This is a genomic window from Bacillota bacterium, from assembly GCA_030019365.1.
Classification (GTDB): Bacteria; Bacillota; Sulfobacillia; order JACIYH01; family JACIYH01; genus JACIYH01.
Genome location: JASEFA010000001.1, coordinates 596,917 through 623,403, shown reverse-complemented (window position 1 = coordinate 623,403; position 26,487 = coordinate 596,917). Strand labels below are relative to the sequence as shown.

The 26,487-nt window shown below is 68.6% G+C and carries 24 protein-coding genes; 20 read left to right on the top strand and 4 right to left on the bottom strand.

Annotated features, from left to right (window positions below):
- The first annotated feature begins 51 nt into the window (after positions 1-51).
- From QME70_02940 to QME70_02850, 19 genes are all read left to right on the top strand, one after another.
- Entirely contained in the window at positions 52-1,647 is a 1,596-nt protein-coding gene (locus QME70_02940; GenBank protein ID MDI6893565.1) for a TCP-1/cpn60 chaperonin family protein, read from the top strand.
- A gap of 15 nt (positions 1,648-1,662) precedes the next feature.
- Positions 1,663-1,944, top strand: a complete 282-nt coding sequence (locus QME70_02935; protein ID MDI6893564.1) for an Hsp70 family protein — start codon at positions 1,663-1,665, stop codon at positions 1,942-1,944.
- A 3-nt stretch (positions 1,945-1,947) separates the two neighbouring features.
- Positions 1,948-3,057 carry a molecular chaperone DnaJ gene (dnaJ, locus tag QME70_02930; protein MDI6893563.1) on the top strand — a complete coding sequence of 370 codons (1,110 nt, stop codon included), beginning with the start codon at positions 1,948-1,950 and terminating at the stop codon, positions 3,055-3,057.
- On the top strand, positions 3,045-3,893 hold the full coding sequence (locus QME70_02925) for an RsmE family RNA methyltransferase (GenBank protein ID MDI6893562.1): 849 nt from the start codon (positions 3,045-3,047) through the stop codon (positions 3,891-3,893). The genes dnaJ and QME70_02925 overlap by 13 nt, the downstream gene beginning before the upstream one ends.
- On the top strand, positions 3,890-5,281 hold the full coding sequence (mtaB, locus tag QME70_02920; protein ID MDI6893561.1) for a tRNA (N(6)-L-threonylcarbamoyladenosine(37)-C(2))-methylthiotransferase MtaB: 1,392 nt from the start codon (positions 3,890-3,892) through the stop codon (positions 5,279-5,281). The genes QME70_02925 and mtaB overlap by 4 nt, the downstream gene beginning before the upstream one ends.
- Positions 5,282-5,301: 20 nt before the next feature.
- On the top strand, positions 5,302-6,447 hold the full coding sequence (locus QME70_02915; protein ID MDI6893560.1) for a D-alanine--D-alanine ligase family protein: 1,146 nt from the start codon (positions 5,302-5,304) through the stop codon (positions 6,445-6,447).
- Between the two features lie 143 nt (positions 6,448-6,590).
- Complete coding sequence (rpsU, locus tag QME70_02910; protein MDI6893559.1) at positions 6,591-6,767, top strand: 30S ribosomal protein S21; 177 nt, start codon at positions 6,591-6,593, stop codon at positions 6,765-6,767.
- Positions 6,768-6,859: 92 nt separating this feature from the next.
- Positions 6,860-8,584 carry a FapA family protein gene (locus tag QME70_02905; GenBank protein ID MDI6893558.1) on the top strand — a complete coding sequence of 575 codons (1,725 nt, stop codon included), beginning with the start codon at positions 6,860-6,862 and terminating at the stop codon, positions 8,582-8,584.
- A 147-nt stretch (positions 8,585-8,731) separates the two neighbouring features.
- Complete coding sequence (gene yqfC, locus QME70_02900; protein MDI6893557.1) at positions 8,732-9,010, top strand: sporulation protein YqfC; 279 nt, start codon at positions 8,732-8,734, stop codon at positions 9,008-9,010.
- A 13-nt stretch (positions 9,011-9,023) separates the two neighbouring features.
- Entirely contained in the window at positions 9,024-10,205 is a 1,182-nt protein-coding gene (locus QME70_02895; protein ID MDI6893556.1) for a sporulation protein YqfD, read from the top strand.
- Between the two features lie 24 nt (positions 10,206-10,229).
- Entirely contained in the window at positions 10,230-11,207 is a 978-nt protein-coding gene (locus tag QME70_02890) for a PhoH family protein (GenBank protein MDI6893555.1), read from the top strand.
- A gap of 3 nt (positions 11,208-11,210) precedes the next feature.
- Entirely contained in the window at positions 11,211-13,382 is a 2,172-nt protein-coding gene (locus QME70_02885; protein ID MDI6893554.1) for an HDIG domain-containing protein, read from the top strand.
- Positions 13,321-13,692, top strand: a complete 372-nt coding sequence (gene ybeY / locus QME70_02880) for an rRNA maturation RNase YbeY (protein ID MDI6893553.1) — start codon at positions 13,321-13,323, stop codon at positions 13,690-13,692. The genes QME70_02885 and ybeY overlap by 62 nt, the downstream gene beginning before the upstream one ends.
- Before the next feature lie 82 nt (positions 13,693-13,774).
- Entirely contained in the window at positions 13,775-14,377 is a 603-nt protein-coding gene (locus QME70_02875; protein ID MDI6893552.1) for a DUF502 domain-containing protein, read from the top strand.
- A 9-nt stretch (positions 14,378-14,386) separates the two neighbouring features.
- Entirely contained in the window at positions 14,387-15,451 is a 1,065-nt protein-coding gene (locus QME70_02870; protein MDI6893551.1) for a DUF3048 domain-containing protein, read from the top strand.
- A 1-nt stretch (position 15,452) separates the two neighbouring features.
- Complete coding sequence (gene era, locus QME70_02865; GenBank protein MDI6893550.1) at positions 15,453-16,337, top strand: GTPase Era; 885 nt, start codon at positions 15,453-15,455, stop codon at positions 16,335-16,337.
- A 72-nt stretch (positions 16,338-16,409) separates the two neighbouring features.
- Positions 16,410-17,174 carry a DNA repair protein RecO gene (gene recO / locus QME70_02860; GenBank protein ID MDI6893549.1) on the top strand — a complete coding sequence of 255 codons (765 nt, stop codon included), beginning with the start codon at positions 16,410-16,412 and terminating at the stop codon, positions 17,172-17,174.
- 81 nt (positions 17,175-17,255) lie between these two features.
- Positions 17,256-18,221, top strand: a complete 966-nt coding sequence (locus tag QME70_02855; GenBank protein MDI6893548.1) for an MBL fold metallo-hydrolase — start codon at positions 17,256-17,258, stop codon at positions 18,219-18,221.
- Positions 18,222-18,279: 58 nt separating this feature from the next.
- Positions 18,280-19,878 carry an exonuclease gene (locus QME70_02850; protein MDI6893547.1) on the top strand — a complete coding sequence of 533 codons (1,599 nt, stop codon included), beginning with the start codon at positions 18,280-18,282 and terminating at the stop codon, positions 19,876-19,878.
- A gap of 114 nt (positions 19,879-19,992) precedes the next feature.
- Here QME70_02850 and QME70_02845 read toward each other — a convergent pair whose 3' ends face one another.
- Complete coding sequence (locus QME70_02845; protein ID MDI6893546.1) at positions 19,993-20,856, bottom strand: DUF4438 domain-containing protein; 864 nt, start codon at positions 20,854-20,856, stop codon at positions 19,993-19,995.
- 263 nt (positions 20,857-21,119) lie between these two features.
- Here QME70_02845 and QME70_02840 point away from each other — a divergent pair, with 263 nt between their 5' ends.
- Positions 21,120-22,175, top strand: coding sequence for an Mrp/NBP35 family ATP-binding protein (locus QME70_02840; protein ID MDI6893545.1), 1,056 nt, complete (start codon positions 21,120-21,122; stop codon positions 22,173-22,175).
- A 70-nt stretch (positions 22,176-22,245) separates the two neighbouring features.
- On the opposite strand, the gene QME70_02835 is transcribed toward QME70_02840, so the two are convergent.
- The 3 genes from QME70_02835 to QME70_02825 form a co-directional block, all read right to left on the bottom strand.
- The gene (locus QME70_02835) at positions 22,246-24,273 is read right to left on the bottom strand and encodes a hydantoinase/oxoprolinase family protein (protein MDI6893544.1); all 2,028 of its coding nucleotides are present in this window, start codon (positions 24,271-24,273) and stop codon (positions 22,246-22,248) included.
- 39 nt (positions 24,274-24,312) lie between these two features.
- Positions 24,313-24,951: a corrinoid protein gene (locus QME70_02830; protein MDI6893543.1), complete on the bottom strand. Its 639-nt coding sequence runs from the start codon at positions 24,949-24,951 to the stop codon at positions 24,313-24,315.
- 76 nt (positions 24,952-25,027) lie between these two features.
- The gene (locus tag QME70_02825; GenBank protein ID MDI6893542.1) at positions 25,028-26,479 is read right to left on the bottom strand and encodes a trimethylamine methyltransferase family protein; all 1,452 of its coding nucleotides are present in this window, start codon (positions 26,477-26,479) and stop codon (positions 25,028-25,030) included.
- Positions 26,480-26,487 lie beyond the last annotated feature (8 nt).

The following is a 26,487-nucleotide window of genomic DNA, read 5'->3' as shown; positions in this document are numbered from 1 at the left end:
ACGGCCCGATGCTTTCGCCCCGGTATTTTTTTTGTGCAGGGAGGTTTCTTGATGGCGCTCAAGCAGGTGGCGTCCGGTGCCGAGATCGACGAAAAGCTGGCGGCCCTACTGACCAATGCCAACGCGGTCCGCGCAATTGCCTCCGCGGTGGAAGGCACCATCGGTCCTAAGGGCCTCAATACACTGCTGGTTGACCGGTTCGGAGACGTGACCATCACCAACGACGGCGTCACCATCCTCACCAAGATGGACGTCAATCACCCCGCCGCCCGGATGGTCATCAACGTGGCCCGCGCCCAGGAGCAGGAAGTGGGCGATGGGACCACCACCGCCACCATCATGGCCGGAGCCCTGCTCACCGAGGGGGTGAACCAGGCGGTGAGGGGGGTACCGGTGACGCGCATCATCGAGGGGGTAAGGCTGGGCATCCGCAAGGCCATCGAAGAGGTGGAGACCCGGTCCCGCCCGGTCAACGGGGTGGACGATCCCATCCTGCGGCGGGTGGCGTATGTCTCCGGCCGGGAGCAGGAGGATATTGCCGATCTGGCGGTGAAGGCGGCCTCGCTGGTGGGCAGAGAAAAGCTCCTCGATCGTTCCTTCAAGCTCTCCGACACGGTGGTGGCCAGGGCCGGGGCCGAAAACGAAGTGTTCATGGGCGTGATCGTGGACAAACAGCGTACCAACAGGGAGATGCCCGAGGAAGTGGCCCCTGTCCGGGTGCTGGTGGTGGACGACGCCCTCGAGCCCGAAGAGATCGAGGAGGAGGCCCTGGGGACGGAAGCCGGTTTCGGGCGCTACCTCCAGCTCCAGGAAGAGTTCCGGGCCAATGTGCGCAAGCTCATTTCCCTGGGCGTCAACCTGGTGGTGGTGGATCGGGGCGTGGATGAGGCGGCGGAAGAGATGCTCACCGACGCCGGGGTGATGGTCCTGCAGCGGGTTTCTTCCCGGGAGCTGCGGCAGGTGGCCGAGCACGCCGGGGCCCGGGCCGTCAAGCGCACCGCCCTGCGCAAGGATCCGCCGGAACTGGAGAAGTACCTGGGTGCGGCCGACCGGGCTTTCGAGGACGAGAAACTCGAGCACGTGCGTGTCCTGGGTGGTAAGGGTAAGCCCATGGCCACCATCCTGGTGGGCGCGGCCACCCAGGAAGTGGTGGGCGAGCGGGAGCGTATCGCCAAGGACGCCACGTCCGCCGTGCAGGCGGCGGTGCGGGGCGGGGTGGTTCCCGGAGGCGGGGCCATCGAACTGGCGGTCTCCCGGGAAGTCGAGAAGGTGCGCTCCAGCGTGCGGGGGATGGCGGCCTACGGCGTGGACTGTGTGGCCGAGGCCCTCAAGAAGCCGCTATCCCAGATCGTGGCCAACGCCGGCTTCAACCCCCTGGAGAAGGTGGGCGACGTGATGGCTGCTCAGGTGGAACGGATCTCTGACTCGCTGGCCATCGACTGCGACGCCGGCGAAGTGGTGGACATGCTGGAGGTGGGGGTGGTGGACCCCACCCCCGTAAAGACTTACGCCCTGCGGGCGGCGGGAGAGATCGCCGAAGCTATCCTGCGCATCGATACCATCATAAAGAAGAAGGATGAGGGAGGATCCGCCCAGCCCGGCGGTGAAGAGTCGGGCGGTTCCCCCGAGGGCGAGATGGACTTCTGACTGGAGTGGTGGGTTGTGGAAGCCGGCGATGACCCTGTGGTGCTCAAGCTGGCTCATTACCTGACCACCGTGTTCCGGGAACGCACCGGGGTGGACCCGAGCCACGATCCGGTGGCCTGGGAGAAGGTCCTGCGGGCGGCGAGACAGGCTCGTCGCCAGCTGGCGCGCTCGGCCGCGTACAACGTCTCGCTTCCCTTTCTGGTGAGGGGCAGCGAAGGGCCCCTTCACCTGGATGTGGTCATCACCCAACACCAGTTTCTGGAACTCATGATGGGAGAGGGACCCAGGGAGGACTAGCCGTTGCCCGACAAGCGGGACTACTACCAGATCCTCGGCGTGAACCGGGAGGCCAGCCTGGACGAAATCAAGAAGGCCTTCCGCCGGCTGGCCCGCCGGTACCACCCGGATGCCAATCCCGGCGATCCCGGCGCCGAGGAGAAGTTCAAGGAGATAAACGAAGCATACGCGGTCCTTTCCGACCCGGAGAAGCGCGCCCGCTACGATGCTTACGGTGACGCCGGTGCTCCCGGTGACGCGGGCAGCCCCTTCGCGGGCATCCAGGATCTCTTCGACATGTTCTTCGGAACGGGGCGACCGCGGGGGGCACGAGCGCGGGAGCCCAAGCGGGGTGCGGACCTGCGCCTGGACCTGGACATCGCTCTGGAAGAGGCCTTTGCGGGGGTGGAAAGGGAGCTGGAAGTGCCCCGGGTGGAACGCTGTCCCATTTGCGATGGGACGGGTGCCCGGCCGGGCAGCCCTCCGGTGACGTGCTCCCGCTGCCGGGGCACCGGGCAGGTGGAGACGGTATCGGACAGCCTCTTCGGCCGCTTTGTCTCGGTCCGTACCTGCCCGGCCTGCGGAGGGGAGGGGACGGTGGTGACCGACCCCTGTCCCGATTGCGGGGGGCTGGGCCGGGTCAGGCGGGTGCGTCACATCACGGTGAAGGTACCGGCGGGAGCGGACAGCGGCCTGCGGCTGCGCCTGCCGGAAGAGGGGGAGCCGGGGACCCGGGGTGGCCCGCCGGGCGACCTTTACGTGGACATCCACGTGCGGCCGCATCGCCTCTTCCGCCGGGAGGGCGATGACCTCCATTGCGAGGTGGCCATCAGTTTCATCCAGGCTGCTCTGGGCGCCGTCCTCGATGTCCCCACCCTCGATGGCTCCGCGCAGGCGAAGGTTCTGGAGGGCACTCAGCCCGGCGCGGTGGTCCGCCTGCGCGGCCTGGGCATGCCCCGCCTGCGTGGGGCGGGAAGGGGAGACCTGCACGTGCATCTGGACGTGCGCACGCCCACCGGTCTGAGTCCGCGGGAGAAAGAGCTGTTGCGTGAACTTGCCGCCATGCGCGGCGAGGGTGTGAAGGGGAAGGACAAAGGGCTCTGGGGCCGGGTGAAGGAGGCGTGGAACAGTTGAGCGCCCCCGCCGGTGCGGAGGGCCGCGGAGGCTCCAGATTTGCCGGGCGGGTGGCCTTGTCCCCGCGGGCGCGCTTCGCCCTGGAGGCCAGGGCCATCCACGCGGACGAGGTGCTGTTCCCGCCCGAGGTCTCCCGGCAGCTGGCGCGTATCCTCCGGCTGGCCCGGGGCCAGGTTGTGGGGGTGGTGGTGGAAGGACAGGAACTGGCGGTGAGGCTGGAGGAAGTGAGCCCCGTTGGGAGCCGGGGCCGGGTGATGGGACCGGTGAACCGGTTCGCCGAGCCCGCGGTAACCGTCGCCGTACTGCAGGCCCTGCTCAAGGGAGACCGCACGGACCTGGTGGTGCAGAAGGCCACCGAACTGGGGGTCAGCTACATCCTTCCTGTGGTAACCGCCCGCACGGTGGTGCGTCCCTCCGGGTCACCGGGGAGGCTGGAGCGGTGGGAGAAGATCGCCCGCGAGGCCGCCGAGCAGTCCCTGCGCACCCGGGTGCCTGCCATCTTCCCTCCCCAGGAACTGGCGACCGCCCTGGAGTGTGCCCGGGGACTGCTGCCGCGAGCCCTGCTGATAGTCCTGTGGGAAGAAGAGCGCGGGGTGGGTCTGTCCGAGCTCCTGGCGGGCGCGGAAAGGGAAATCATACTGGTAATGGGACCCGAAGGAGGTCTCACCCGTGAGGAGGTGGCCCGGGTGCGGGCGCTGGGGGGCAGGTCGGTCAGCCTCGGCACCCGCATCCTGCGCTCGGAGACGGCGACGCTGGCCGCCCTCACCCTGGTGCTGGCGTCGAGGGGCGAACTGGGCCGCGCCCGTGCCGGAGAAGGAAGGGGCGCGCCGTCTTGACAGGGGCGCGGCCGCGCAACAAGGTAGCTTTCTACACCCTGGGTTGTAAGGTGAACCGGTATGACACCGAGGCCATGGCCGGGCTGTTCCGGCGGGCAGGCTGGGAGGTGGTGGATTACCGGCAACCTGCCGACGTGTACGTGGTCAATACCTGCACGGTGACGGCGCGTAGTGAGGCCCAGTCCCGCCAGGCGGTGCGGCAGGCCCGCCGCCGCAACCCGGACGCCGTGGTGGTGGTATGCGGGTGCTATCCCCAGGTGAGCGGGGCGGAGGCCCTGACCGCCACCGGGGCCGACGTGGTGGTGGGAACGCGGGGGCGGGGTGAGATCGTCTCTCTGGTGGAACGGGCCCTGCGGGGAGAAAGGAAACTGGTCGAGGTGAGACCCCTGGCGGAGGAGGCGCACGGAAGCCGGGACGGATACGAGGAGATACCGGTGGAGGCGCAGGGCCGGACGCGGGCGGTCCTCAAGGTGCAGGAAGGGTGTGACATGCGCTGTACATACTGCGCCGTACCCGCGGCCCGGGGGCCGGCCTGCAGCCGGGACCCTCAGGCTGCCCTGCGGGAAGCCCACCGCCTGGTGACGGCCGGCTTCCACGAGATCGTCCTCACCGGCATCCAGCTGGGTGCCTACGGTCGCGACCTGGGTATGGTTGATGGTCTGGCCTGGCTGGTGGAAGAGATGGCGGCGATCGAGGGGCTGAGGAGGCTGCGGGTGAGCTCCCTGGAACCGGTGGACGTCACCGGCCGCTTCCTCGGTGCCATGGCCGCTTACCCGGTCATCTGCCCCCACCTGCACCTGCCCCTGCAAAGCGGGTCAGACCGGGTGCTCGCGGCCATGGGACGTTCCTACTCGGCGGCATGGTACCTGGACCTGGTACGAAGGGCGCGGGAGAAGGTGCCGGAGCTGGCCCTGTCTACGGACGTGATGGTGGGGTTTCCGGGCGAGACGGACGATGACTTCGCGGCCACGGTGCGGGTGGTGGAGAAGGTCGCCTTCATGCGCCTGCACGTGTTCCCGTACTCTCCCCGCCCGGGAACGGCGGCCGCCCAGATGCCGGAGCGGGTGCCCGAGAAGGTAAAGGAGGAGAGGGCCCGCATCTTGCGGGAGGTGGGCGCTGGCCTGGCCCGGTCTTTCGCGCTGGGACTGGTGGGCCGGGTGGTGGAGGTGCTGGCGGAGCGGGAGCAGGAGGGCTTTGTGTCGGGCCTCACGCGGAACTACGTGCGGGTTCGCTTTCCGGGCGGGCCGGGCCTGGAAGGTTGCCTGGTAGGGGTGCGCGTCACCGGTGCCGGCGCCGACGAGGCCTGGGGGGAGCTGACGCGGGTGCTGGTGCCGGGTGGGACCACGCCCTGTCCCGAGGGCGTGGTCGAGGCCCGACAAGACGAATAGGTTGAGGCGGGGGTGGGACGGTGGGGGAGAAGCTGCGCGTGGGCGTCCTCTTCGGGGGACGCTCCGGTGAGCACGAGGTTTCGCTGATGTCGGCGGCGTCGGTGATCTCAGCCCTGGACAGGGAGAAGTACGACCGGGTTCTGGTGGGTATAGACAAGCAGGGTCGCTGGCATCTGTTGCCCCCTCTGCCGGGACAGGTTAACCCTGTGATGCTGGCCGAAGCCCTGGCGCGGGCGCCGGTAGTGGTGCTGGCCGGTGATCCCCAGCAGCCCTCGCTGTTTGCCATACCGGCGCGGGGAGCGGGTACGGTGGTGGAGAGGCTGGACTTCCTCACCCAGAAGGTGGACGTGGTATTCCCCGTGCTCCACGGGCCCTATGGCGAAGACGGCACGGTGCAGGGGTTGCTGGAGCTGGCTGGCATCCCCTACGTGGGAGCAGGGGTACTGGCCTCATCCCTGGGGATGGACAAGGCCCTGATGAAGGTGGTGTTCTCGGCCCACGGGCTCCCCGTCACCCCCTTTCGCGTGGTGCTGCGCAGCCGCTGGGAAGGGGCCCGGGACGATGCCGCTCTCGAGCTGGAGGTGGCGCTGGGCTATCCCTGCTTTGTCAAGCCGGCCAACCTGGGTTCGTCGGTAGGGGTCGAGAGGTGCCTGACCCGGGAGCAGTTGCTCAGGGCCATGGACAACGCCGCCCGCTATGACCGCAAGCTGGTGGTGGAGAAGGGGGTGCGCTGCCGCGAGCTGGAGTGCAGTGTCCTGGGCAACGACGAGCCCCTGGCGTCCGTGGTGGGAGAGATCGTCCCGGCGCGGGAGTTTTACGACTATGCCTCCAAGTACCTGGATCCCCGTACCCGGCTGGTTATCCCCGCCCCGGTGCCCGAGGAGGTCTCCCGCCAGGTGCAGGACCTGGCCATCCACGCCTTCCGCGCCATCGACTGTGCCGGCCTGGCCCGGGTCGACTTCTTCTGGGACCAGGATACCGGGCAGGTGCTGGTGAACGAGATCAACACCATTCCCGGCTTCACGGCGGTGAGCATGTATCCCAAGCTCTGGGAGGCCACCGGCCTGTCCTACTCCCGCCTGCTAGACCGGCTCATCGAGCTGGCCCGGGACCGTCACCGGGAGATGGGCCGCCGCCTCACCAGTTACGCTCCCGAGGGAGGGTGACCCCCGCTCGTGCGCCGCACGATCGGCCTCAATCGCGTTCTCCGGGGCTGATTGACAGGCCCTCGCGGGTGCCATACAATGGCGGTGTTGGCGCGGGTGGCGATTGCTCCCCGCGGGAGATTCCACGGGGAGGAGGGATGGACATGACCGAAATACGCGTCGGGAAGGACGAATCCCTCGACAGCGCCTTGCGCCGTTTCAAGCGTGAGTGCCAGAAGACCGGAATCCTCGCGGAAATCAAGCGGCGTGAGCATTACGAAAAGCCCAGTGTGAGGCGCAAGAAGAAGTCCAAGGCGGCTCAGCGCAGGAAGCACCGCTGAAAGGCAGGCCCCCCGGGCGACAGAAGGCGACGACGGAGGACCACGACGGCCGGACCGGCATACGGTCCGGTCGATAACTTTAAGGGGGGACCGTGACCAGGGCCTGGGTAGAGAAGGGTCAGCTTCAGGTGGAGCATCCGGACCAGGGGCCATACCCGCTGGTGTCCCCGGGTCCGGGGGTGCAACTGCTGGTCAATGAGCGACCGGAGACCGGACCGGTCGAAGTAAAGGCGACCGACCGGGTGGAAGTACGGCTGCGGGACGACGAGCGGGCGGGGACCTGGCGCCTGGAGGTCACCCCGGACGGGATGGAAGCGGTCCTGGTGGTTTCTCCGGCGGTGACCGTGCGGCGCCGGTTGCGGGATCTCCCTCCTTCCCCCCGCCTGCAGCTTCAGGTAAATGAAGAGGTGACGGTCTCTTCGCCCGTCACTGCAGGCGAGCTGCGAGCGGCTCTGGCCCACGCCGGAGTGGTTCACGGGATAGACGAGCAGGCGGTGGATCGCGCGGGGCGGCTGAAGGGGGATGGGCGGCTGGTGGTGGCGCGCGGCAGGCCCCCGGTATCCCCGCAGGACGCCCGCATAGAGCATTTCTTTTGCCTGGAAGAAAAGGTGCCGGTCTCTTACGGGGAAGAGACAGCCGACTTGCGGCTGCGCTTCACGTTCACCTCGGTTTCTCCCGGCGACCTCCTGGCCCGCCGCCACCCCCCGGTGCCGGGAGAAGCCGGTGTGACTGTACGGGGGGAGAAGGTGCCCCCGCGGCAACCGCGCGATCTGGTTCTCCTGGCCGGTCGGGGCGCCGAGTTGAGCCCAGACGCTCAGGAGGTGCGGGCCGCGTCCCGCGGCCGGCCCATGTCGGCACGCAAGGGGGACCGCGTGCAGGTGTACGTGGTATCCGAGCTCACTCATCCCCGCGATGTGGACCTTTCCACCGGGCACGTGCACTTCAAGGGAGACGTGAAGGTAGGGGGCAGCGTCCTGGAGGGGATGGAGGTGATGGGCCTGGGCACGGTGGAGATCGGGGGCAGCGCCGTGGGGGCCACCGTGTTGGGCAGCGCCGGCGTGAAGGTGGGCCGGGGGATAATCTCCAGCACCGTGGTGGCAGGCCAGCGTCCGGGCTGGCTGTCGGTCCTGCTTCCGCTTCTCGGCCCGGTGGTGGACGAACTGGGGCAGCTGCTCGCGGCCTTCACGGAGCTGCAGGAGGCTGGCGAGGTGCCCCCGGGCCCTGCCCTGCGCCTGCTGCTGGAAACCCGCTTCCCCCAGCTGGGGACCCATACGGAGCAGCTGGTACGGGCGTGCGGAGAGGTTCCTGCCCGGGAACGTGAGGCGGAGCTGTTGGGGGCAATTAAGGCCCTGAGGAAGCTCCTCGTTGCCCCCCTCTCCCTGTCCGAACCCGCGCTGATAGGACGGCTCTTCTGTTCCCTGCAGGAAAGGCAGATGGAGCTGGAAGGGACCAGCCAGGGGGCCGCCCTCCTGAAGTGCGGCTACGCCGTGAACTCGACCCTGCAGGCCACGGGGGATATCCTGGTCACCGGGGACGGGTGCCACACCAGCTGCCTGGTGGCGGGAGGTTCCGTACGGGTGGAAAAGGCCTTCCGGGGAGGGGAGATCCAGGCCGGACGGGAGGTGTGGGTGGGTGAGCTGGGCGCGCCCCGCGTCCCCGCGCGCGTGCGGGTGCCCGCCTCCGGGCAGGTGAAGCTGGGCCGGGCGGCCGAAGACAGCCTGGTGCAGGTGGGGGACCGCGTGCACCGTTTTCTCAAGAATGAGGCGAAGGTGGGCCTGCGCCTGAACGCCGAGGGGGAGCTGGAGTTCTTCTGGTAAGGAGCCCGGCGGGGCGCGGCAGGGGAGAAAGCTTCGATCCGTGGTGGGGCGGCCGGGAGAACGCCCCGGGGCGTGGCCTGCGGGGGAAGGTCGGGCTCCGGGCGTGGCTGGGGCGGGTGTGCATACACTTAGTGGCGGGGAAGTGGTTTGCCGGAACGGCGGCGGGGACGCCTGGGGGACCGGGTGGTGGAGATCCTGGAACTGCCGCGGGAGGTGGTGTTTCACGCCCCCCGCCTGGTGCTGATCGGGAACCTTCACCTCAGCGTCGAGAACCACCGGGGTGTGGTGGAGTTCGGATCCGACCGCCTGGTGGTGGGGGTGGGCGAGGGCCAGGTGGCGGTTGAAGGTGACGACCTGACCATCGTCCGCATCGGGCGCGAGGAAATGGCCGTGACCGGTCGCATCCGGTGCCTGCGATTCTCCTGACCGGGGGCCGGCCATGAGGTTCTTCCTTTTGTGGCTGGCGGGATTCGTGCGGGTCAGCATCCGGGGGGCAGCGCCGGAACGCTTCGTAAACCTGGCCGCCCGCCACGGCATCCTCCTCTGGCAGTTGCGCGACGGTGGCGACTGCATCCGGGCGCTGATGGCGGCGGGCCAGTTCCGCCGGACCCGGAAGCTCGCCCGGCGATCCCGCTGCCGGTTGCACGTGGAAGCCCGGGGGGGCCTGCCCTTTCTGGGAAAGAAGGTGGCGCACAGGCCGGGACTGGTTGCCGGCGGCCTCCTGGCCGTGTTGCTGTTGGGATTGGTCAATGCCCTGGTCCTGTTCGTGGAGGTGAGCGGGGCCTCGCCCGGACATCGGGAAGAGATCCTCACCCTGGCCCACGCTTCCGGGTTGCGCCCTGGCACCCTCCGCATGACTGTGGACGGGGCGGCCCTGGAGGAACAGGTGGCGCGGGCCCTGCCGTACGTCTCCTGGGCGCGGCTCACCTTCAACGGGACGCTGGCCCGCCTGGAGGTGGGCGAACGGGAACTGCCGCCTCCACCCCCTCCCCGGGCGGGCCCTGCCGATGTGATGGCCGGAAAGGACGGGGAGCTGGTGTATTTCCTTCCCCTGATGGGCGTGGCCCAGGTACAGGTTGGTCAGAGGGTGGTCGCGGGGCAGGTGCTCATCTCGGGGCTCATCCCGGGTAGAAGGGTGAGCGAAAAGGAAACCGGCCCTCCGCGCCTGGTGGCGGCCAAAGGTGTGTGCCTGGCCCGGGTGGCATACCACGCCTCGGTATGGGTCCCGTGCCGGGAGGTGGTGAGCCGCCCCACCGGTCGCGTCTGGCAGCAATGGGTTGTCTTCGTGGGCGGGAAGGAGATAGTATGGAAGGGGAAGGTCCCTTTCGATTCGTATGAGACTTCCCGCACCCAGGCGGCGGTGTGGGGGAGGAATGGAAAACCTCTCGTCGAAGTTATCAGGACAACCTGTCACGAGACGGAACCGGTGACCTTCGTGCGCGCGCGCGGGGAGGCTGCCCGGGTGGCCCGGGAGCGGGCTCTGGGGCAGGTGCTGATGCAGGTCCCGGCCGCTGCCGAGCGGGAGTCTATCGAGGCGGAAGTGCAGGAAGGAGAAGAGGGTGCAACTGCTCATGTGACGGTGCTGGCCATCGAGGAGATCGGCCGGGTAGTGCCCCGGTGAGGTTGGGGAGGGAGTTAACAGGTATTGGATACGACCAGGGTCGCCTGTGAGCGCCTGCGCCTTAACGATGCCCAGGAGGCGTTCCTGCTTTTCGGCCACAACGATGCTCACCTGCGCGCCATTGAAGAGCAGTTCGACGTCAGGCTGCAGAGCCGGGGGAGCGAGGTGGTGGTAACCGGGTCCGATCGGGAAGTGGCGCGGGTTTCCCGGCTGCTGCACAGCCTGCTGCCGCTGGCCAGGGAGGGCAGCCTGGACAACCACGACGTGGCATATGCCATCAGGCTGGCCCGGGAGGGGAACGAGGAGGCTCTGGCCGCCCTGCGCGCGGACACGGTGATCACCACGTACCGGGGCAAGGCCATCCGTCCCAAGTCCTCGGGCCAGAAGAATTACGTGGATGCCATCCGCAGCCACGGCATCACCTTCGGCATCGGCCCGGCCGGAACGGGCAAAACCTACCTGGCGGTGGCGCTGGCGGTGGCCGCGTTCAAATCCAGGGAGTACAACCGTATCGTCCTCACCCGGCCCGCGGTGGAGGCGGGCGAAAAGCTGGGATTCCTGCCCGGCGGGCTGGAGGAGAAGGTGAACCCGTACCTGCGGCCCCTGTACGATGCCCTGTTTGACATCCTGGGGGTGGAGGCCTACGAACGGCTGCTCGGGCGGAATGTGATCGAGGTGGCCCCTCTGGCCTATATGCGGGGGCGTACTCTGGACGATTCCTTCATCATCCTGGATGAGGCCCAGAACACGACCCCCGAGCAGATGAAGATGTTCCTTACCAGGCTGGGTCTGGGCTCCCGGGCGGTGATCACCGGCGACATAACGCAAGTCGATCTCCCCCGGGGACAGGTTTCCGGGCTGGAAGAAGCGCGGCGGGTGCTGGCCGACGTGGAAGGCATCGCCTTCGTCTACCTGACGGAAGAGGACGTGGTGAGACACGAGTTGGTCACCAGAATAATCAAGGCCTATGAGCGCTGGGACAGGGAAAAAGAAGGAGGGTAGGCATTGACCACCTCCCGCTGGCGGAAAGTGTCGGGGCCTTCCTGGCGCAGGGCGGGCTGGGGCTTGCTCTTCCTCCTGCTGTGGTCGGCGGTGTTCTACGTCGACCTGGTCCCCCGCGCCCTCAACCTGCAGGAGGGGCAGAGGGCCCCCGAGACCATCCGGGCGCCCCGCCAGGTGGTGGATCGGGTGCGCACGGAGCAGCTGCGACAGGAGGCCGCCGCCGGCGTTCCCGACGTCTTCGACCTGGATCCCCGTGCCACCGGGGAGGCGGAGCGCGCGGTGGCCGACGCCTTTGCCCGGGTGCGAGAGGTGGCCGCCCAGCCCGGGAACCCCCAGGAGAAGGCGCATCTCCTCGCCGGGGAACTGGGGGTATCCGATCAGGCTGCGGTGCTGGCTGCCCTTGCCGCAGACCCCGTCCAACTGGACACTCTGGAAGCCTGGGCCCGGGACACCCTGACGGCTGTAATGCAGGTGGGGGTGCGCGAGGAAAACCTGGACGCGGCGCGCCAGCAGGTCAGGCAGCGGGTAGAGGCGTTGCGACAACCGCGCGACCTCAAGAACTTCGCCGCCGACGTGGCGGCCGCCAGGGTGCGGCCGAACCTGGTGTTCAACGCCAAGGATACCGAGGCCAGGCGCCAGCAGGCCCGCGAACAGGTGCGACCGGTCTACGTGCAGCGCGGCGACGTGATCCTGAGCAAGGGAGAGGTGGTTACCGCCGCCCACCTGGTCCTGCTGCGGGACCTGGGGCTCATGCAGGGGGGTGGAAACTGGCTGCTGGGGGCCGGTGCCGTGGTGCTGGCCCTGCTGCTCATAGGCGCCCTCGCCCTGTACCTGCGCGTGTTTGTCCCCCAGGTATGGCAGGCCGAGTATCTCCTGGTGCTCACCGGCCTGGTGACCTCAGTGGCCCTCGTGCTGGGCCACCTGGTGCGGGGGGCATCCGGCCACCTCACCCCCGTGGCCACGGCATCGCTCCTCCTGGCCGTGCTGGTCAGGCAGGAAGTGGCGGTGGTGGCTGCCCCCGTCCTTTCCCTGGGAGTTGCCGCCCTGAACGGCCTGCACGCCGAGTATGCGGTGACCAATTTCCTGGGTGCCCTGGCGGGGGCATATGCGATAGGCCGGATCACCCAGCGCACGGATTTCCTGCGGGCGGGGTTCCTGGCCGGGATGGGTCAGCTCGGGGGGGCCGTGGCCCTCAGCCTGGTCGGGGGGCTGGCTCAGGACAGCCTTTCCCTCTGGCAGGTGTACGCCTTTTCTTTCCTGAGCGGACCCATTGCCGGTATCCTGGCGGTGGGTCTCTTGCCTTTCCTGGAAACCGCCTTCGGGGTGGTGACCCCGATCAAGCTGCTGGAACTGTCCAACCCCAATCACCCCCTCTTGCGCCGGCTCCTGGTGGAGGCCCCGGGGACGTACCACCACTCCATCATGGTGGCCAACCTGGCCGATGCGGGGGCGGAAGCCATCGGCGCGGATGGTCTGCTGGCCCGGGTGGGAGCGTACTACCACGACGTGGGCAAGATCCGGCGCCCCTACTTCTTCATTGAAAACCAGATGGGCCAGGAGAACCCCCACGACAAGATGTCACCGGCTCTCTCTGCGGTGGTGGTTACCGCCCACGTGAAGGACGGCCTGGAGCTGGCCCGGGAGTATCGGTTGCCGCCCAGCGTGGTGACCTTCATCGCCGAGCACCACGGCGATTCCCTGGTCTCTTACTTTTACACCCGGGCCGCCGAAAACGGCGGTCCAGTGGAGGAACAGGGGTTCCGGCACCAGGGACCCCGTCCCCAGTCGCGGGAGACCGCCATCGTCATGCTCGCCGACGCGGCGGAAGCTGCGGTACGGGCCCTTCCCGAGCCCTCTCCCGCCGGCATCGGGGGGGTAGTGCGCAAGATAATCAGAGAACGCCTGCAGGATCGCCAGCTCGACCAGGCTCCCCTTACCCTGCGGGACCTGGACCGGGTGGCGGCGGCATTCGTGCGTGTCCTGAGCGGGATATATCACCCCCGCATCGAGTACCCCGAGGGGAAAGGAGAGGGCGATGAGGACAAGGGTGGCGGTGAGCCGCGATCCCGGGGTGAAGCTTCCCCCGGGTACCATCCGGCTCCTGAGGCAGGCGGTGAAGACCACGCTGGAGAAAGCGGGAAGGCCGGGGACGGTGAGCGTGGCCCTGGTGAGTGACGAGCAGATGCGGGAGGTCAACCGCCGTTTCCTGGGCCGCGACCGGCCCACCGATGTGATGGCCTTTCCCCTGGGTGAAGGGCCGGGAGCGTGGGGCGAAGTGGTGGTTTCGGTGGATACCGCCCGCCGTCAGGCCGAGGAAAGGGATGGTAACCTGAAGGAAGAACTGCTACTTCTGGCCGTCCACGGGACTCTTCACCTTCTGGGGTGGGAGGACGACACCCCGGCGGGCTGGCAGCGCATGATGGCAGCCGCGCAAGAGATCGCGGCCGGGGGGCTGTCACCTGGCGGCACCCGGCCCCCAGGGTGAGAGGTGGGCAACCGGCGGGGGCGGCCGGCCCGGCGCGAACCGCACGACCGGGCGGCCCGCCCTGGCAGCAGGTGCGAAGGCGGTGACCAGGTTGGGTGTGCGCCTGCGTAACGTTTTCCTGAGCGGGCTGGTGGTGCTGGTGCCCGTGGTCCTCACCGTACTGGCCCTCAGGTGGCTGTTCGAGTGGGGGGACGGACTCCTGGGTCCCCTGGTGGTGAGGCTCCTCAACAGGTACATACCCGGGCTCGGCATCGTTTTCGGGGTGTTGTTCGTCATGTTGGTGGGGTGGCTGGCGCGGGTGTATGCGGGCAGGTGGCTCTTCCGCCGCCTGGAGGCCGCCTTCCTGCGGGTGCCGGTGGTGCGCGAGGTGTACGGTACCGTGAAGGCGGTGGTGGATGCCTTCTCCGGGCAGCACATGGCCCAGGGACGGGTGGCCCTGGTCGAATACCCCCGCCAGGGCGTGTACTCGGTGGGGTTCGTCACCGGGGCGGGGTTGCCCGAGGCTTCGGCACGGTTGGGGGAGGAGAGCGTATGCGTGTTCATCCCCACTACCCCCAACCCCACTTCCGGGTGGGTGGCGGTGCTCCCCCGCTCCCGCGTGGTTTTTCTCGACCTCACCCCGCAGGAGGGAATGCGCCTGGTGATATCGGCGGGGGCGGCCGATCTGCGCCGCCGGAGGGAGTGATGCGAAGCGATGCGGTACATAGAGAGGGGCCTGGTGGCCCTGATGCTCATGGCTCTGGCCTGCAGCTGTGCCCGGGGGGGAGGGCCTCCGCAGCCCGCTCAGGGTCCGGAATCGCCGCCCGGGCAGCAGGGTCCGCCTGCGCCACCGGCCCCGGAGGTGCCCAGGAAACCCTGTCCTCTGTGCGGGGAGCCGGTGCCCGAGAACCTGATACACCGCCGCCCCTTTGCCGTGATGATAGACAACGCTCCCCAGGCCCGGCCCCAGTCGGGGCTGGGGGAGGCCTGCCTGGTGTACGAGGTGCTGGCAGAGGGGGGCATTACCCGCTTCCTGGCCTTCTACCTGCACGGGGACCCGGTGAAGATAGGTCCCGTGAGGAGCACCCGCCCCTACTTCCTGGACCTGGTGGCCCCGCTGGACGCCGTGCTGGGGCATTCGGGGGCGAGCGAGCAGGGCTTCGCCGACCTGAAGGCCTTGGGGATTCCCCACCTGGACGAGATATACGGGGGCGGGGAGGCGTACTGGCGGGTACCACCGTCTGAGCGCAAGCCGCCCCATGCCACCTACACCTCGGGGCAGCTCTTTCGCTCAGTGATAGATAAGCGGGGCCTGGAAAAGGAGGGGCCCTTCCCCTCACCCTTCCCTTTCCGCGGCTCGGGAGAGGAGGCCGCGGGGAAGGAAGCCGTTCTGGTTACGGTGTGGTATCCGGCGGGATGGCAGGGGTACCGGGTAACCTACGCCTACGAGAAGGACACGGACAGGTGGCTGCGGTCCATAGCTGACCAGCTTCATCGCGACGCCGAGGGGGACGTCCTCTGGGCGCGCAACGTGGTCATCCAGTTCGTCGACATGCGGCAGACCCCCGGGGACAAACTGCTTCATATGGAAGCCAGGATGACCGGGCGGGGACGGGTCATGGTATTCAGCGCAGGCAGGTACCGGGAGGGTACCTGGCGCAAGCAGAGCCGCAAGTCCCCCGCGGTGTATCGCGACGACAAGGGCCGCCCCCTGGAACTGGCACCGGGTCCCACCTGGGTCCTGGTGGTTCCCGTGGGGACGAAGGTGGAAATCAAGTAGCATGCGATCGGGATTCGTGGGCGTGGTGGGTCGCCCCAACGTGGGAAAGTCCACCCTGGTGAACGCCCTGGTAGGGCGGAAGGTGGCCATTGTCTCGGGGAGACCCCAGACCACGCGCAACCGCATCCTGGGCGTGCTCAACGGACCCGGCTATCAGATGGTTCTGCTGGATACCCCGGGCATGATGGAGCCCCGCTGCGAGCTGGACCAGTACATGGTGAGGATCGCCCGCGGTACGGTAGCAGATGTGGACGTGGTGTTGCTGGTGGTGGACGGCGCGGATCGTCCCGGCCCCGGTGAGAGGGCGCTGGTGGCCAGTTTCCCGCGCAGGGGGGTGGCCGCCGTGCTGGCGGTGAACAAGGTCGACCTGGTGAGCCCGGAGAAAGCTCAGGCGGCCTTGGAGGCGTACGGTCAGCTATACGCCTTCCGGCACGCCGTGGCCATTTCCGCCCTGTCGGGTACCAATCTGGATCTGCTCCGCCAGGCCGTCTGCGAGTGCCTTCCTCCCGGCCCCCGCTACTATCCCGAAGAAGTGGCCACCGATCAGCCCGACCATTTCTACGTGGCGGAGATCATCCGGGAAAAGGTGCTGGAGTTGGTGCGCCAGGAGGTGCCCTACGGCGTGGCCGTGGTGGTGGAGGAGATGACCACCCGGCCCAACGGGATGTTCTACATCAGGGCGTACCTTTTCTGCGAGCGGGCCGGCCAGCGCGGTATCCTGGTGGGGCAGAACGCCCGCGTGCTGAAGACAGCCGGCACCAGGGCCCGGCAGGAGCTGGAGGAGTACTTCGGGAAGAAGATATACCTCGATCTCTGGATCAAGGTCAGGCGCGACTGGCGGGACGATCCTGTCACCCTCCAGCAACTGGGCTACAGGCTCAAGTAGGGGATCCCCCGTGCAGGCCCCGTCGCCGAGGGCGAGCTGGGCACGCGCCGGCCCGGCAGGTCCAAACCAGTCATGGCTCTGTATCACGTAGAAGCCATCATCCTGCGCAGCCGCGACCTGGGCGAAGCCGACCGCCTGGTTACTGCTTATTCCCTGGAAGAAGGTAAGCTGGCGGCGGTGGCGAAGGGTGCCCGCCGTCCCGGGAGCCGGCTGGCGGCGGCCGTGCAGCCCTTCGCCTGTGCCCGCCTGCTGCTCTGGCGAGGAAAGCATCTGGATGTGGTGACCCAGGGCCAGCTGCTGCAGTCGTTACCGCGCCTGCGTTCCCACCTGCTCGGGCTGGCGGCGGCCAGCCTGCTGGCCGAGCTGGTGGATTCCTTCACCCAGGAGCGCGATCCCGCCCCTTCCCTCTTTGCCCTCCTGCGCGGGAGCCTGGCCGCCCTGGACGAGACGGTGGGGGAAGCGGGCCGCTCCCTGGAGGGGGTGGCATATGCCTTCGTCCTGGGGCTCCTGGCCCTGGCCGGGTATGCCCCCCGGCTGACGCGCTGCGTCCACTGCGGTGAAGCCCCCGGTTCCGGAGAGCAGTTCTTCGATGCCACGGGAGGGGGGCTGGTGTGTTCCCGCTGCCAGCGCGGGAATCGCACCCTGCGCCTGTCGGAGGCTTCCCGGCGGGTGCTCCTGCACCTGGCGGGTTGCTCTCCCCGGGCGGCATCGCGGCTCGCGGTGAGCACCGCCACCATGGACGAGGTACGGTCCGTGGTGGTGTCCTGCCTGGAGGCGAGGCTGGAGGCGCGTCCCCGGGCCTGGGACTTCTGGTACGCGCAGGTAGGAAGGCGGTGAGCCCCATTGTCCTGTGATCCGCCCCGGCCACGGCACCCTCCCCCCGCGCGGGCACCATGCGCTGCCCACCTGCCGGCTGACGTGAAGCGGCTGGTCCTGCCCACGCCCTATGCAGTGGGCCCCGTGAATGCCTATCTTCTCATGGGTGCAGAACCCACCCTGGTGGACGCCGGCCCCGCTACCCGCGCGGGGGTGGAGGCGCTGCTTTCCGGGTTGGCCGCGGCGGGCGTGAAGCCGATCGACGTGCGCCGCGTGATCGTCACTCATGCCCATCCCGACCACTACGGCGGGTTGGCTCTGCTGCAGGGGGACGTGGGCTGGGAGGTGGCTGCCCACCCCCGGGCCCTGCTGTGGATGTCGGGCGACCCGGTCTTGTTGGAAGCGCGGGTGGCCTTCTACCTGAGGTTCCTGCAGCATGCAGGCGTCCCGGCCGAGGTGCTTCGGTCTCTCGAGCGAGAGGGCCTGGGGCTGCGGCAGTACCCCCGTGGGATCACCGTGCACCGGTTCCTCCGCGAGGGTGACCGGGTGGAGGCGGGCGACGACCGCCTGGTGGTTCACCACACCCCCGGGCATGCCTCTTCTGCGCTATCGCTGGTGCGGCCCGGGGATGGGCTCCTCTTCTCGGGGGACACCCTCCTCGGCCATATATCCTCCAACGCTCTCGTGGAGCCGGTGGACTCCTGGTCGGGGGAACGCCGGCCCAGCCTGCCCGAGTACCTGAGGACCCTGGTACGCCTCCGGGCCCTGCCCGTCCGTCTGGTACTGCCCGGGCACGGCGACCCCGTCTCCGACCACCGTGCCCTGGTGTGCGAGCGCCTCGGGTTGTACCGGGTCCGCCGCGACCGGATCCTGGACCTGCTGGGGGCGGGCCCGGCCACGGTATACGGGCTGTGTCTTTCCCTCTTTCCCGACTTGGAGAGAGACCAGCTCTTCTTGGGACTCTCCGAGACGGTGGGGTACCTGGACCTGCTGGAAGAAGAGGGAATGGTCGGGCATACCATGGAAGGTGGCGTCATGATGTATCGCCCGAGTGGGGCGGCGGCGTAAGCGGCCACCGGCGCAGGCGAGCAACGGACTGGCGGCGGGGCAGGGGGCGGGACCGGGGATGGCGGTTAAGCTCACTTTCCTTGATGGCGTGGGATGCATCGGGGGCACCAAAGTCCTGCTGGAGGCGGACTCGGGAAGCCTCCTCCTCGACTTCGGGGTCAACTTTGGGGCGGAGCGCGCCTTCTTCGACGAGTTCCTGCGCCCGCGCGGTTCCGCAGGCATCGGTGACCTGCTGGAACTGGGCCTCCTGCCCCCGCTACGGGGGTTGTACCGGCGCGACCTGGATCAGCCGGGGCGCCAGTGGTGGAGCCGGGTGGAGGTGCTACCGGGTTGCCGCCGGGTGGAGGTGGCCGGGGTGCTCCTCAGCCACGCTCACCTGGACCATAGCGGGTACATATCGTTCCTGGAAAGCAGCATCCCCGTGTACACCGGCCTGGCGTCGGCCGTCATTGCGAAGGCCGTGCAGGACACCGTCCCCGGCACCATGGAGCGGGAGGTGGCCTACCTCACCCCCCGGGAGGAAAAAGAGGGCCTGCTCCGGGCGGCCGATTACCGTAAAGTTCCCGCCCGGCTGCGCCCCTTTGCCGTGTTCTCCCCGGGCACGGCGTCCGCGCGGCCGCAGGCAGCGGCCGAGTTCTGGATGCGGGCGCCCGCCTCCCGCGAGCTGCAGGGAGACCCCCTCCAGGTGGTGACGGGGGGCGAAACCCCGGTGGCGGGGATGCGCGTGCGCTGGTGGCCGGTGGACCATTCCATCCCGGGGGCGGGGGCCTTTGGCGTCCAAACGCCGGCAGGGTGGGTGGTGTACACGGGTGACCTGCGCCTGCATGGCTCCCGCGGCCACCTCACCCGGGCGTTCGCGGAGGAAGCCGCCCGCCTGGACCCCGTCCTGCTCCTGTGCGAGGGCACCCATCCCCGCACCCGGACCTCGGTGCCCGAGGACGAGGTGCGGGAGAGAGCCTGCGAAGCGGTGGGCGGGGCCGAAGGGCTGGTGATCGCCGACTTCGGACCCCGCCACGTGGAGCGGCTGCTCTCTTTCCTGGCCGCTGCCCGCGAGGCAGGGCGGCGTCTGGTCATCACCACCCGCGACGCCTACCTCCTGGAAGCCCTGCACGCTGCCGGAGAGGCGGACGCCCCCGATCCCTATGCAGAGCTCTCCCTGGCCGTCTACGTCGAGGCCAAGGTGCAAAGGCCGGTATGGGAGCGCATCCTGATGGAGCGCTACCTGGCTTCCTGCCCGGAGAGGGTCGTTTCCGCGCGGGAAGTGGCCGCTGCTCCGGGCGAGTACGTATGCGCATTCTCCTACTGGGACCTGAGCGAGCTGGTGGACATCGCCCCCCGCCGGGGCACGTACATTTACTCATCCACGGAGGCGTTCAACGAGGAAATGCACCTGGACCTGGACCGCCTCCGCAACTGGATTTCCCACTTCGGGCTGCGCATGCTCGGTGATCCGGGCGACCGCGCCGGTCAGGGCCGCGATCCCGGCTGGCATGCCAGCGGGCACATCCACGGGCCCGGCCTGGTGGAACTGGTCGAGACCATCGGTCCCGGGTGCCTGGTGCCCCTGCACACGGAGGACCCTGCCTTCTTCCGGGACTGCCTGGGCCACCTCACCCGGGTATTCATCCCCACCCCCGGCTCCACCCTCACGCTGTAATCCCCCGCAGCGTGTCTCCTGGCGCCCGCGCCGTCGCCGTCTGGGGCGGGTGGCGGGCGCTCTGCCGCGCCGTCCGCTAACTGGGGCGGGCTGCGCCGTCCGTGACCGGCGGTGTCAACGCAGGCCGAGGTATTCGGCGATGTTGGCCCGCTCCACCTGCACCGGCCGGATCCTCCCCGTGAGAGAGGTCATTAGGGACGTGACCCCGGGCCCGTGGCCGGACGTGTAGGAGTCACTGTGGACGACCACGCCGATGATGATCGCTCCCCGGCGGTAGCTGCGCCCGTAATACGAAGAGGCGTCCCGGATGGCCACGATGTCCCCCAGGCGGAGCCGGTCCAGCCCCAACTCGCGCAGCCCCTCCTTCTCCATGGAGGTGATGTCGTAGTCGCCCCGCTCGGCGGCCGCCGATCCCAGCCCGCTCCCCATGAACTCGGGGGGTACGATTCCGGCCACCGGCACCTCCAGCACGCCGTCTTTCTCCTGGATGCCCATCTTCTCCAGCAGGCGCGGGTCCAGGCTCATGCACCTCACGTCGGGGTAACCCTCGATTTCCAGGCCCTGTCCCCAGGCCCGCACCTGGATCTTGTCGCCGATCACCAGCTTCTCGAGCACGTCGGGCGGGAAGTCGATGAGCACGTGCTCTATGCCCCCGTGCTTCCCCGTCACCACACCCCGGGCCCCCTTGGCATCGCCGGAGACCACGTAAGCGTCGTTGCCCACGCAGCACAGGGTATTGTAGCCGTGGTTGGGGGCTTCGTCCTTGGTCTTGGTGCTGACGCCGGGCTCCACGTGGTCGCCCGCCCAACCGAAGGCGGGGTCACCCACCCTCACGTTGTAACTGATGCCGCCAGTCCCCGGCAGCACCCGGGCCACCCCGTCGTACCCCACCCGGTGCGGGGGCTGGGCGCCTCCCGGGCTGGATACCTCGCCCAGGACCGATATCATCACCAGCCGCTCCCTGTTCGTCTTCAGCACATTACCACCCCTCTCATGCGCGGTATCAGGCTTCGCCACCACCCCGTGCCCGACCTGCTGACGCATGGCCCCGGAGATGTTACTATCCTGTTGTCGGATGGCCCAACTTCGACCCCGTCCGCTACTTTCTGGCGTCAGGCTGTCAGCCAGTTTCTAGCGAACTCTGGGCGGGGAGGCGTGGGGGAAGAGGCGTCGTGGGGCGGTTTGCGGGCGTCTGGTACGTGCTGAAATATACCCTGCGGGTATTCTAAGGAGAGTGGCAGATGGTCTCACGGGAGCAGGTGCTGGAAGCCCTGGGCCGGGTGATGGACCCCGAGTTGGGGCGCAGTCTCACCGAGCTGGGCATGGTGAAGGGAGTCCACATCGAGGGAGGAAGGGTGCGGGTGGGGGTGGCTCTCACCGTGCCGGGATGCCCCCTGCGCAACAAGATCCGGGGCGATGTGGTGGCCGAGGTCGGCCGTCTTCCCGGGGTGGAGGAGGTGGAAGTCGACCTGTCGGCCATGACCGACGCGGAGCGAGAGGCCCTGGCCGAGCGGCTCCGGCATGACATGGCCCGGCCCACGGGTATCATGAGCCCTGCCTCCCGCACCCGGGTGATTGCCGTGGGCAGCGGCAAGGGAGGGGTGGGCAAGTCCACCGTCACCGTCAATCTGGCCGCGGCGGTGGCGGCCGCGGGGCGCGCGGTGGGCCTGCTCGATGCGGACATATACGGCTTCAGCATTCCCCACCTGCTGGGGATCAACGGCACCCCCCAGGCAGAGAACGGCAAGATCGCTCCCTTGGAGAGTCACGGCATGAAGGTGATGTCCATCGGCTTCTTCCTCCCCGAGGACCAGCCCGTCATCTGGCGGGGCCCCCTGCTCGTCCGGGCGCTGCAGCAGATGCTGCAGGACGTGGAGTGGGGTGATCCCGAGTTCCTCTTCATCGACCTGCCGCCGGGGACGGGGGACATCCCCCTGTCGGTGACCCAGATGCTGCCCCGCAGTGCCCTGGTGCTGGTGACCACTCCCCAGCCCGCCTCGGTGCAGGTGGCCAGCCGGGCGGGCGCCTTTGCCCGCCGGGCAGATCAGGAAATCCTGGGCGTGGTGGAGAACATGTCCTGCTTCGTCTGCCCGGGGTGCGGCCGCCGCAGCTACGTGTTCGGCCGCGGCGGGGGAGAGGAGCTGGCGCGGCACCTGGGCGTGCCTTTCCTGGGGGAGATCCCGCTGACGGCGGAAATCCGTGCCGGTTCCGACCTGGGCCGGCCCGTGGCCATCTATGAGCCCGATAGCGAGGCCGGGCGGGCCTTCACCGCCATCGCCCGCCGCCTCTCTGTCTGATCCCCCGCGCGGCCTGCGGGGCTATCACCTCGTCGGCTGATGCTGTCCGCGCCCGGGCGGGGCTGTCTTCTCAGCAGGCGCCGAGCTGGGCCAGGGAGGCTTCCAGGGCGGCCGCCACGCGGTATCCGCTCCCCTCGGGGATCAGGGATACCTGCACCGGCCCGGATTCCGGCAGGTCCTCCCGAGCCGCCAGGGCCCGGACTGCGCGGGCAGCCGCTTCCCGGGCGTGGGCAAAGGCTCTTTCTTCGTCGAAGAAGGTCGCGTGTTGGCCGTCAATACTGACCAGGGATCCGCCGGCCGGGCTCGCGGGGTGGATGCGTCCCTCGCAGCGCGCCACCAGTTTGGCCATCGCCGCCCCGGTGGCACTGGCTACCGGGTGATGGGGCGGGATCAGGCATTCTGTGTGCAGGGTCTCTGCCACCAGGGGCACCAGCACCGGCCCGGCTCCGCCCACCGCCACCAGCGGCACGTCCAGGTGCAGTTCGGGGAGGAGGGGCCAGGTGTCCCGCCGTTCAGGCCTAAGGGCTGCCTCCACGAGCCACCCGGGGTGGGGGGTGGCCTGCTCGTCGGCTGCCGGGGCCAGATAGGCCACTACGGCGCGGGCGAGGATGCGGGCCGCCAGGGTGAACACGAGGCAGGGCACCTCGCCGGGGCCTCGACCGAGCGCACCGGCCAGCAGGCGGCTGGCCAGTCGTGAGGCTTCGGCATCCCACGGTTCGTACTGCCCGGTGACGTGCATGGCGTCGGTGGGGGTGAGGCCGGCGCGGGCCAGGATTCCTTTGCGGAGCAGCCTCTGCCAGGGCACCAGGCGCAGGTGGGGCACCCGGAGGCGCTCGAGCAGGGCCGGAAGGTTGAGCGGCCCTGCCGACAGGGCGCCGATCAGTTCCCTTTCCGGCCCGGTCAGCGTCCCGGCCTCGTTCCCCGGGTCAGGCACCACCATGTTCCCCGGGTCAGGCCCCACCTCGTCCCCCGGGTCACGCACCAGATACCAGTAGTCGAGGAGCAGGACGTCGTCCGGGCCCAGGGGCCGGGTTGCAGCAGCGTGCAATTGCGGCAGAATACCCGGGTATTGGGCGGCCAGCCGTGCCAGCGGCGTTACCCTCTCCGGTCCGATGGCGAGCGACTCTCCCGGTTCGCCAGTGGGGTGGGCGGGACCTACCCGGCTGTCGCCTCCTAGGCCTACCGTCCGCATGGCGACGGCGGGCAGGGCGGTGGGATACCCACCCACCGTTGCCCCTTGCGGGGAGATTCGCGGGCCACCGTCCACCACCAGGGCTATGTCGCTGCTGGTGCCGCCCACGTCCAGCACCAGGGCGGTGGGACGATGGGCCAGGAACGTGGCTCCCACGGCTGACGCCGCCGGTCCTGAGGCCACTGTCTCTATGGGGCGGGCCATGGCCGTCTCGATGCGCATGAGGGTGCCATCACCCCGGCAGCAGAGCAGGGGGCCACGGGTGAGAGGGTCCAGCACCTCCCTGAGGGCGCTCATGAATTCCAGGGCGATGGGCAACAGGGAAGCGTTGAGGCTGGCTGTGGTGGCCCGCCTGACCGCTCCCAGGGTAGTGCTCATCTCGTTCCCCAGGACAACGGGCGCAGCCACCATCCGACGGATCGCTGCCGCGGCGTCTTGCTCGCAACGGGAGTCGAGGGGGCTAAAGTACGCGGAGACGGCGTATGCTTCCACCTCCGGCTTATGGCGCTCCGCCCATGCTGCCACGGCCTCGGGGTCGAAGCCAGGGCGGGGTCGCCCGTACACGTCGTGGCCCCCGGGGAAATGGGTGACCAGGGTGGCGAAGATGTTGCGCTCCAGCCCGAAGCGCTCCAGCAGCTCCCGGTCGTAGCCGATCAGCGCCAGGCCCACCGGCCGCGTCAGGCCTTCCACCACGGCGTTGGTGGCCAGGGTGGTGGAAATCATGCCGGCCAGGACCTGCGCGGGAGCGAGGCCCAGCTGCCTTACCGCATCTGCGATCCCCACCGCCAGATCCCGGTGGGTAGTCAGCGCCTTGGCCCACCTGACTACCTGCTGCTGCTCCCGGTCGAGCAGGACGGCGTCGGTGAACGTCCCTCCGGTGTCGATTCCCAGCACCAGGTCGCCCATTGGGCGCACCTCGATCCGCGCGCCTTGCGGCCGGCCGGGTCAGCTGGTGGCCAGTGACCTGGCCAGATCCACAGCGGCCACAGCATTGGGGGCGTACCCGTCCGCGCCGATGGTCCTGGCGAAATCGGAGGTGACGGGGGCGCCGCCCACCATGATCTTGACGGCTTGCCGGATGCCGGCTTCCCGCAGGGTATCGATGACGGCGGCCATGTTACGCATGGTGGTGGTGAGCAGGGCGGACAGCCCCAGGACCTGGGGCCGGTGGATCTTCACCGCCTCCAGGAACCGGTCGGCGGGCACGTCGATGCCCAGGTCGACCACGGTGAAGCCGGCCGCCTCCAGCATCATGCGCACCAGATTCTTGCCGATGTCGTGCAGGTCTCCCTGTACGGTGCCGATGACGACGGTCCCCTGACTGGGGAGGTTACCGCTTACCAGGTGGGGCTTCACCACGTCCATGGCCTTCTGCATGGCGCGGGCGGAGAGCAGCACTTCCGGGATGAACATCTCCCCCTTGCGGAACTGCGCGCCCACGTATTCCATCCCCGGCATCAACCCGTTGTCGATGATATCCTGCGGGGCGGCGCCGTCCCCAAGCAGCTGTTCTGCCAGGCCGGCCGCACCTTCCAGGTCCCCGGAGATCACCGCCTGGGAGAGCTTCCTCATCAGCTCCAGCATGTGACATTCCTCCCTGTATATGGTCTTTCTGGGTTGACTATCGCACAAAGCGCGCGCGAAATGCCCGGTGGTCCGGTTAGTGGCCGGCCCTCAGGTTGGGAAGATTCCTTTTAAGCTCCCTTTCGACCTCCTCGGAGATGACCCGTCCGGGGGGCGCATCGAGGATGCTCCTGGCCGTCTCGTTCGCCCGCCTGCGGGTGTCCCGGGCCCCCGCCCGCACCCAGTCGTCGTAGGGCTGGCGGTCACTGAGGCGGGGCAGGTGCAGTTCCTGGCGCAGGTGCCTGACGGTATGCACCTGGGCCAGGAACTCTCCGCCCGGCCCCATCTCCCGGATCACGTCCAGGGCCAGGTGCTCGGGATTGACGGTGATACCCCGGAGTGCGCGCAGCACCATGCCGTTGATCTCGTTGTCAATGATCACCTTCTCGTAGCTCATGGTGAGGGCAAAATCCAACAGGCCGGCGGTGTCGTGGATGTAGTTGGCTCCGGCCATGGCTACGAGCAGGGTGGTGAGGGCCGATTCGTATCCGCACTGGGCGTCGGGGACCTTGGCGTCGGTCATCCCCGCGGTACCGTAAAAGGGGATGCGCCAGTACTGGGCGAGCTGCGCCGCCGCCGCATTCAGCAACCCCATCTCCACGGCGCCCGCCGAGTACCCCATGGTGCGGGGGTCGGTCACCGTCCCCACGTATCCGCATATCACCGGGCTGCCCGGGTTGACCAGTTGCACCAGGGTGAGCTGGGCGAGGGTTTCCGCGCAGAACAGGGCCAGGTTGCCCGCCAGGGTCACCGGTGCGGTGGAGCCGCACTGGGGTTCGGTGGGCACGATGACGGGCACTCCTGCGGAGGCGATCTCCAGCAGCATCTCGCCATAAAGGTCGTCGATCTTCAGGGGACTGATGGCCAGGATGACGAAAGAGATGATCGGTTTCCGCCGGAGCTCCCCGGCACCACCGGCGATGATCTCGGCCATCCTGATGGTCTGCCGCACTCCTTCGACGGTATACACCCCGCCGGTGACGTGCTTGGGAGTGCTGGAAAGTCCGGCGTAGAACCTGTTCACGTCCACGTCTTCCGGTGGCAGGTCATGGGGGTAAACGGGGAGCATGTAGAAATGGACGTTGGGCATGGCGTCCACCAGCCTGCCCAGCCGGCACACGTCCTCCAGCGTGGAGGGCCGGCGCACCCCCTCCAGGTCCAGCACGTTCACCGCGGTGCCCCCGGTGCCCAGGTAGACCCGGTTCTCTTCCAGTATCAGATGGTACCGGTCGTCCCTGCCGTCCCTGCCGTATAGCGTGACGCTCTTGGGAGCGGAGCGGATGGCCTCTTCCACCATCCGGCGGGGGATGCGCACGACGCGGGTGGCACCCTCTACCCGGGCGCCGGCCCGGGCGAAAGCGGCCCGGGCACGCTCGTTGTTGACTTCGATCCCCACTTCCTCGAGCAGGCGCAGGCCGCCCTCGTGGATGTCCTGCAGGGCATGGTCAGAGAGGGGGTGGTACTGTCCGCCTCGGCAGCCGCTTTGCATGGGTCCTC